This is a genomic window from Hansschlegelia beijingensis, from assembly GCF_045505405.1.
Lineage (GTDB): Bacteria > Pseudomonadota > Alphaproteobacteria > Rhizobiales > Methylopilaceae > Methylopila > Methylopila beijingensis_A.
The window spans coordinates 1-6,984 of the sequence record NZ_JBJKEX010000147.1 but is presented as its reverse complement, the minus strand read 5'-3'; the positions used below and the strand labels follow the sequence as shown (position 1 = coordinate 6,984).

General features: G+C 68.6%; 9 protein-coding genes. 2 read left to right on the top strand and 7 right to left on the bottom strand.

Annotated elements, in window-relative coordinates; translation table 11 throughout:
• On the top strand, positions 1-819 hold an 819-nt coding region (locus ACIKT0_RS10530; RefSeq protein WP_407105306.1), incomplete at its 5' end, for a cytochrome c1.
• An 81-nt stretch (positions 820-900) separates the two neighbouring features.
• Positions 901-1,770, top strand: a complete 870-nt coding sequence (locus ACIKT0_RS10525; RefSeq protein ID WP_407105305.1) for an S-methyl-5'-thioadenosine phosphorylase — start codon at positions 901-903, stop codon at positions 1,768-1,770.
• Positions 1,771-1,785: 15 nt separating this feature from the next.
• On the opposite strand, the gene ACIKT0_RS10520 is transcribed toward ACIKT0_RS10525, so the two are convergent.
• The 7 genes from ACIKT0_RS10520 to ACIKT0_RS10490 all read right to left on the bottom strand — a co-directional run.
• Positions 1,786-2,259 carry a MaoC family dehydratase gene (locus tag ACIKT0_RS10520; protein WP_407105304.1) on the bottom strand — a complete coding sequence of 158 codons (474 nt, stop codon included), beginning with the start codon at positions 2,257-2,259 and terminating at the stop codon, positions 1,786-1,788.
• Positions 2,259-2,723: a MaoC family dehydratase gene (locus ACIKT0_RS10515; protein ID WP_407105303.1), complete on the bottom strand. Its 465-nt coding sequence runs from the start codon at positions 2,721-2,723 to the stop codon at positions 2,259-2,261. Before ACIKT0_RS10515 ends, ACIKT0_RS10520 begins: the two co-directional genes overlap by 1 nt.
• A gap of 34 nt (positions 2,724-2,757) precedes the next feature.
• Positions 2,758-3,855: a redox-regulated ATPase YchF gene (gene ychF, locus ACIKT0_RS10510; RefSeq protein WP_407105301.1), complete on the bottom strand. Its 1,098-nt coding sequence runs from the start codon at positions 3,853-3,855 to the stop codon at positions 2,758-2,760.
• 53 nt (positions 3,856-3,908) lie between these two features.
• Positions 3,909-4,517, bottom strand: coding sequence for an aminoacyl-tRNA hydrolase (gene pth, locus ACIKT0_RS10505; RefSeq protein ID WP_407105300.1), 609 nt, complete (start codon positions 4,515-4,517; stop codon positions 3,909-3,911).
• Positions 4,518-4,542: 25 nt separating this feature from the next.
• Complete coding sequence (locus tag ACIKT0_RS10500) at positions 4,543-5,205, bottom strand: 50S ribosomal protein L25/general stress protein Ctc (RefSeq protein WP_407105299.1); 663 nt, start codon at positions 5,203-5,205, stop codon at positions 4,543-4,545.
• Positions 5,206-5,343: 138 nt separating this feature from the next.
• Positions 5,344-6,276: a ribose-phosphate pyrophosphokinase gene (locus ACIKT0_RS10495; RefSeq protein WP_407105298.1), complete on the bottom strand. Its 933-nt coding sequence runs from the start codon at positions 6,274-6,276 to the stop codon at positions 5,344-5,346.
• Between the two features lie 196 nt (positions 6,277-6,472).
• Positions 6,473-6,984: purine nucleoside phosphorylase YfiH/LACC1 family protein (locus ACIKT0_RS10490; protein ID WP_407105296.1), on the bottom strand; the 512-nt coding region annotated here is incomplete at its 5' end.

The window sequence follows — 6,984 nt, the reverse complement described above, 5'->3', positions numbered from 1 at the left end:
TTCCAGGAGCCGGTCAGCGCCGGCAGCGAGAAGATCGTGGGCGCGAGCGTCGCCACGGCCGCCGAGCAGGTCCAGCCGCCGCGCGAGAAGTGGTCTTTCTCGGGCCCCTTCGGCAAGTTCGATCCCGGGCAGCTTCAGCGCGGCTTCAAGGTCTACCGTGAGGTCTGCTCGAACTGCCATTCGCTCTCGATGGTGGCGTTCCGCAATCTCGCGGAGGAGGGCGGCCCGGGCTTCACGGAGGCCCAGGCCAAGGCCATCGCCGCGGAGTACAAGATCAAGGACGGTCCGAACGACCAGGGCGACATGTTCGAGCGCCCCGGCCGGCTGTCGGACTACTTCCCGGCCCCGTTCCCGAACGAGCAGGCGGCGCGTGCCGCCAATGGCGGGGCCTACCCGCCGGACATGTCGACGCTCGCCAAGGCGCGCACCTATGAGCGCGGCTTCCCGTGGTTCGTGTTCGACATCTTCACGCAATTCCAGGAGCAGGGGCCGGATTACGTCCACGCCGTGCTGGTCGGCTACGAGGACCCGCCGGAGGGCCAGAAGCCCGCGCAGGCGACCCTGCACTACAACAAGTACTTCCCCGGCCACTGGATCGCGATGCCCAAGCCGATCCAGGACGGGCAGGTCGAGTACACGGACGGGACGCCGACCACGGTGGACCAGTACAGCCGTGACGTGACGGCCTTCATGGTCTGGGCCGCGGAGCCGCACCTTGTGGCCCGCAAGCGGCTCGGGCTCGTGGTGATGTTCTTCCTGATCGTGTTCGCGGGACTGCTGTACTTCACGAAGCGGCGGGTGTGGGCTTCCGCTCACTGACCTGTCGATTTCCGCGAGCAGGGATTTTTCGCGCGGCGGGCCCTGGTGGCCCGCCGTTCCTGCATCTGGAGGGAGGCAGTCATGAAAGCGACGCTCGGCATCATCGGCGGCTCAGGCGTCTATGATCTTGCGGAACTCACCCGCGTCCGCGAACTCGACATCGCGAGCCCCTGGGGCGAGCCCTCGGCGCAGCCCAAGGAAGGCTGGCTCGGAGAGACCCGGGTGGTCTTCATGCCTCGCCACGGGGCCGGGCACCGGCTGTCGCCGTCCGACATCAACTACCGCGCCAACATCGACGTCCTGAAGCGGGCGGGCGTCACCGACCTGGTGTCGCTGTCGGCGTGCGGCTCCTATCGCGAGGATCTGCCGCCCGGCACCTTCGTGCTCGTCGACCAGTTCATGGATCGCACCTTCCGTCGCGAGACCTCGTTCTTCGGCGCCGGCTGCGTCGCCCATGTGGCGTTTTCGGATCCGGTCTCGCCCAATCTCGTCGCGCGGCTCGCGAACGCGGCCGTCGAGGCCGGAGCGCGGCATGTGGTGGGCGGGACCTATGTCTGCATGGAAGGCCCGCAGTTCTCCACCCGGGCGGAATCGCTCGCCTACAAGGCGTTGGGGGCGTCCGTCGTGGGCATGACCAACATGCCCGAGGCGAAGCTCGCCCGGGAGGCGGAGATCGCCTATGCGAGCGTCGCCATGGTCACGGATTACGACGCCTGGCGGCCGCATGAGGACGGCGTGGGGGTCGCCGAGATCCTCGAGGTGATGCGGGAGAACGGCGAGGTGGCGCGACGCCTGATCGCAAGCCTTGCGGCCGCTTTCCCGACGGAGCATGAGCCGTGCCCGATCGGCTCCGACCGGGCGCTCGAACTCGCTCTCGTCACCGCGCCCGAGCATCGCGATCCGGCCCTGCTGGCGAAGCTCGACGCCGTCGCGGGCCGCGTGCTCGGCTGACGCCCGGGCGGCGGCTCAGGCCGGGCGCCGCTCCACCAGAACCACGCTGGTGAACTCCAGGACCTCGGCGCCGTCCTGGTTGACCGCCGAGTTCCGGGCGCGCAGCACGCCCCAGCCGGGACGCGAGGCGCTCGGCCGGGTCTCCAGCACCTCGGTGAAATAGGTGATCTGGTCGCCGGCGTAGACCGGACGCTTCCAGCTCAGATCGGAGAAGCCCGGCGAAGGACCGACGCGGCCGACCGGAAGCCCTGCGGCGACCCGCTCCCTCGCGAGGCGGGTGTGGAAGCCCAGAAGCAGCCGCATCCACACCGCGCAGGTGTGCCAGCCGGACGCCGCCAGCCGCTTGAACGGGCCGGCGCGGCCGCCCTCTTCGGAGAGGTGGAAGGGCTGCGGATCGTATTTGGACGCGAAGCGGATGATGTCTTCCGCGGTGAACAGGTGCGAGCCGAGCTCGGCCTTGTCGCCGACGGCGTAATCCTCGAGATGCATCAGGCGGCGCTCCGGTCGCGGCGGCCGAGCATGACCGGGTTGACCTGTCGCATCGCGACCACGCCGTTCTGGTTGATGACCTCGAAGGCGAAGGTGACGAGGCCCATCTCCGGCCGCGACTTCGAGGGGCGCGTCGCGATGGTCGTCCGCCGCACGCGCAGCCGGTCGCCGGCCCGCACCGGCGCCAGCCATTCGACGCTCTCGACGCCGGGGGCGCCGAGCGATGCCGCGTGGAGCAGCATGTGCTCGCAGTTGATCCGCATCAGAAGGGCGATCGTGTACCAGCCCGAGGCGATCAGCTCGCCCAGCATGGTTCCGCGCGCGGCCTCCTCGGAGAGGTGCATGGGCTGCGGGTCGAATTCGCGCGCGAAAGCGACCATGTCCTCGCGGTCGACGAGCCAGTCGCCATATTCGGCGACCTCGCCCGGCGTGAAATCCTCGAAGGTCAGCAGGGGCTCGGCCATCTTGCTCTCCGCCGCCGCGCCCCTTGCGTCGCGGCTAGTTCGCGAACCGGAAGTGCAGCACGTCGCCGTCGGCGACCACGTAGTCCTTGCCTTCGAGCCGCATCTTGCCGGCCTCCTTCGCGCCTGTCTCGCCCTTGAGCGCGACATAGTCCGCGAACGAGATCGTCTCGGAGCGGATGAAGCCCTTCTCGAAATCGGAATGGATGACGCCGGCCGCCTGCGGCGCCTTGGTGCCGCGTTCGATCGTCCAGGCGCGCGCTTCCTTGGGCCCGACGGTGAAGTAGGTCACGAGGCCGAGCAGCCGATAGCCGGCGTTGATCAGGCGGTCGAGGCCGGTCTCATGCAGCCCGAGCGCGTCGAGATATTCGGTGCGCTCCTCGGGCGGCAGGGTGGCGATCTCGCTCTCGATCCTGGCGGAGATCACGACGGCGACCGCACCTTCCTCCTTGGCGCGGGCCTCGACCTGCGCGGAATAGGCGTTTCCGGTGGCGGCCGAGCCCTCGTCGACATTCGCGACATAGAGCACCGGCTTGGAGGTCAGCAGGTTGAGGGCGGCGAACGCCGCGCGCTCGTCGTCGGAGATCTTCGCGAGCCGCGCCGGCTTGCCGTCGCGCAGCAGCGGCAGCACCCGGTTGACGAGATCGAGCTGCTCCTTGGCCTCCTTGTCGTTCGAGCGCGCGCGCTTCTCGAGCGCCACGACGCGCTTCTCGAGGCTCTCGAGGTCGGCGATCATCAGCTCCGTCTCGACCGTCTCGGCGTCCGACAGCGGATCGATGCGGCCCTCGACATGCGTGATGTCGTCGTCCTCGAAGCAGCGCAGCACGTAGGCGATGGCGTCGACTTCACGGATATGGGCGAGGAACTGGTTGCCGAGGCCCTCTCCCTTGGAGGCGCCGCGCACAAGCCCCGCGATGTCCACGAAGGTGAGCCGGGTCGGGATGATCTGCGCGGACTTGGCGATCGCGGCCAGCTCCGTCAGGCGCGGATCGGGAACCGCGACCTCGCCGACATTCGGCTCGATCGTGCAGAACGGATAATTCGCGGCCTGCGCGGCGGCGGTCTGCGTGAGCGCGTTGAAGAGCGTCGACTTGCCGACGTTCGGCAGGCCGACGATGCCGCATTTGAAACCCATGGAACTCGCTCTGACGTTCGGGAGATGGGGCGGCTTCTAGCACGCGCCGAAGATCATGCGCGAGCTTCGCCGATCCTTTGCGGATTGGCGAAGCCTGCGGCCTCCATCCGGAGATGGACCTTGTTCTGAAAGCTCTCGTCCTCGTTCCGCGCCAGAAACTCGGCGGCCTCCGCCACGGCGTCGGTGAGCCCGTCCACCCAGGGCTGCTCCGATTTGCCGAAGTCGTTCAGCACGTAGGAAAGCACCGCGTCCCTGCCGGGATGGCCGATGCCGAGCCGCACGCGCTTGTAGTCGTTGCCCATATGGGCGGTGATGGAGCGCAGGCCGTTATGGCCGGCGTTGCCGCCGCCGACCTTCACCCGGAGCTTGCCGGGCGCGAGGTCGAGCTCGTCGTGGAACACCGCAAGATCGGACAGCGCGGACTTGTAGAAGCGCGCGGCTTCCGCGACCGCCCGGCCGCTCTCGTTCATGTAGGTGCGCGGCTTCAGCAGCAGCGCCTTGACGCCCGCGATCGAACCCTCGCACGCATCCGACTGGAAGCGCGCCCGCCAGGGGCCGAAGCCATGGCGGGCGGCGATCCGGTCGACGGCCATGAAGCCGATATTGTGCCGGTTCTTCGCGTATTTCGGCCCCGGATTGCCGAGGCCGACCAGGAGCAGCATCGCGAAAGGCTCCGGCAGGTTTGCGTCAGCCCTCGGCGGGCTTGTCGCCTTCGCCGGCTTCCGCCTCGTCGGCGGCCTCGGCTGCGGCTTCGGTCTCAGCCGGCTCTTCCGCCTCGACCGGCACGGTCGGAGCCGCGATCGTCGCGATCGTGAAGTCGCGATCGTCGATCGAGAAGGCGACGCCTTCCGGCAGCTTCACCGCGGAGGCGTGCAGGCTGTCGCCGATGTTCAGGCCCGAGAGATCGACCTCGATATGCTCCGGCAGATGGCCGACGTCGGTCGTCACCTCGACGGTGTGGCGGACGATGTTCAGCACGCCGCCGCGCTTGAGGCCCGGCGCCTTGTCCTCGTTGACGAAGTGCACCGGCACGTCGACATGGACCTTGCTGGTGGCCGAGACGCGGAAGAAGTCGACGTGCAGCAGCGTGTCCTTCACGACGTCGCGCTGATAGTCGCGCGGGATCGCCCGCTCGACGCCGGCGCCCGTGTCGATCTCGAACACGGTGGTCTTGAAGCCGCCGCCGTGCAGCAGGCGGAACATCTCGTGGCCATCGAGCGCGATGCTGACGGGAGGCTTCTTGCCGCCATAGATGACAGCCGGAATCTTGCCTTCACGGCGAAGCGCGCGGGCGGCCCCCTTGCCGGCCTTCTCGCGCGCGACCGCCTTCAGGGGCTTGGTCGCAGTCATATCCGTTCTCCGAAATGAAATGGCCGCTCGCGACGAGCGGCCTGCCGCGGCGAACCCCTCCAGGGGTGTGGGACGCCGCGCGCGAGGCCATAGCCCAAAAACCGCCCCAAGACAATCAGGGCCTTGGGGACGAAGCCGTCAGTCGAACAGGCTCGACACCGATTCCTCGGAGGAGGTGCGGGCGATGGCCTCGCCGATCAGCGTCGCGATCGAGATGGTGCGGATGTTCTTGGCGACGCGCACCGCCTCGGTCGGCTGGATCGAGTCGGTGATCACCATCTCCTTGATCCTCGAGGCGGTGACGCGGGCGACCGCGCCGCCCGAGAGCACGCCATGGGTCAGGTAGGCGTAGACTTCCTTGGCTCCTTGCGCGAGCAGCGCCTCCGCGGCGTTCACCAGGGTGCCGCCGGAATCGACGATGTCGTCCACCAAAATGCAGGAGCGGCCCTCGACCTTGCCGATGATGTTCATCACCTCGCTCTCGCCGGCGCGCTCGCGGCGCTTGTCGACGATGGCGAGCTGGGCGTCGATGCGCTTCGCGATCGCGCGGGCGCGGACCACGCCGCCGACGTCCGGCGAGACCACCATGACGTTGTCGGCCGGCAGCCGCTCCTTGATGTCGCGGACCATGACGGGGGCCGCGAACAGGTTGTCGGTCGGGATGTCGAAGAAGCCCTGGATCTGGCCGGCGTGCAGGTCGAGCGTCATGACCCGGTCCGCGCCGGCCTGGGTGATCATGTTGGCCACCAGCTTCGCGGAGATCGGCGTGCGGCCGGAGGAGCGGCGATCCTGACGGGCGTAGCCGAAATAAGGCATCACGGCCGTGATGCGCCGCGCCGAGGAGCGGCGGAGCGCGTCGATGATGATCAGCAGCTCCATCAGGTGGTCGTTCGCCGGGAACGACGTGGACTGCACGACGAAGACGTCCTCGCCGCGGACGTTCTCGAGGATCTCGACGAACACCTCCATGTCGGCGAAACGCCGGACATTGCAGCGCGTGAGCGGTGTCGCGAGATAGGCGGCGATAGCCTCGGCGAGCGCTCGGTTGGAGTTGCCGGCGACGACCTTCATGCGACTTGTCCTGATATTTCCGCGTCCCGCAGCCTTGCGCGTGCGGGGCCCAAGGGGCGCTGCGCTCTTAACAGCGATTCAAAACGGGCTCAACAAGCGGTGAGCCCAGGGCGGCCGCCGTCGGCCGGCAAAACGCCCGCATGGTTAGCTTCTGGGCGGTTGGCGGGAACCTCGGCGGCCGCTCGCCGCAGGCGCGTCAGGCGAGCGTGATCGCGGCGATGAGCCGCCCGTAGTCGGGCTCCGCGCGGTGGGTGGCGCGACGGAAGCTGAAGAAGCGGGCTTCATCCGCATAGGTGTCGAGACCGAGATCATCGACGTCGCCCACGCCGGCCGCCTCCAGGCGCGCCACGACGTAGCCGCCGAGGTTGAACAGCGCGTGCCCGGCCTTGCCGGAGGGGACGAAGAACCGCGCATTCTCCGGATCGGCGGCGGTGAAGCGGGCGGCGAACTCGGGCCCCACCTCATAGCTCGGCTGGCGGATGCAGGGACCGAGCGCCGCCGTCACGTCCTTGCGGTGGGCGCCGAGTTCCTCCATCCGGGCGAGCGTCGCCTCCAGCACGCCGCCGATTGCGCCCTTCCAGCCCGCATGGGCGGCCGCGACCACGCCGGACTTCGGATCGGCGAACAGGATCGGCCCGCAATCCGCGACCGTGACGGCGACCGCAAGGCCAGGCGTCGACGTCGCGACCGCGTCGACATGCGGCGCCT

Bases quoted from the DNA above. Each gene is read 5' to 3' on its own strand.
- ACIKT0_RS10525 (WP_407105305.1), top strand. From the start codon at position 901: ATGAAAGCGACGCTCGGCATCATCGGCGGCTCAGGCGTCTATGATCTT.
- ACIKT0_RS10520 (WP_407105304.1), bottom strand. From the start codon at position 2,259: ATGCATCTCGAGGATTACGCCGTCGGCGACAAGGCCGAGCTCGGCTCG.
- ACIKT0_RS10515 (WP_407105303.1), bottom strand. From the start codon at position 2,723: ATGGCCGAGCCCCTGCTGACCTTCGAGGATTTCACGCCGGGCGAGGTC.
- ychF (WP_407105301.1), bottom strand. From the start codon at position 3,855: ATGGGTTTCAAATGCGGCATCGTCGGCCTGCCGAACGTCGGCAAGTCG.
- pth (WP_407105300.1), bottom strand. From the start codon at position 4,517: ATGCTGCTCCTGGTCGGCCTCGGCAATCCGGGGCCGAAATACGCGAAG.
- ACIKT0_RS10500 (WP_407105299.1), bottom strand. From the start codon at position 5,205: ATGACTGCGACCAAGCCCCTGAAGGCGGTCGCGCGCGAGAAGGCCGGC.
- ACIKT0_RS10495 (WP_407105298.1), bottom strand. From the start codon at position 6,276: ATGAAGGTCGTCGCCGGCAACTCCAACCGAGCGCTCGCCGAGGCTATC.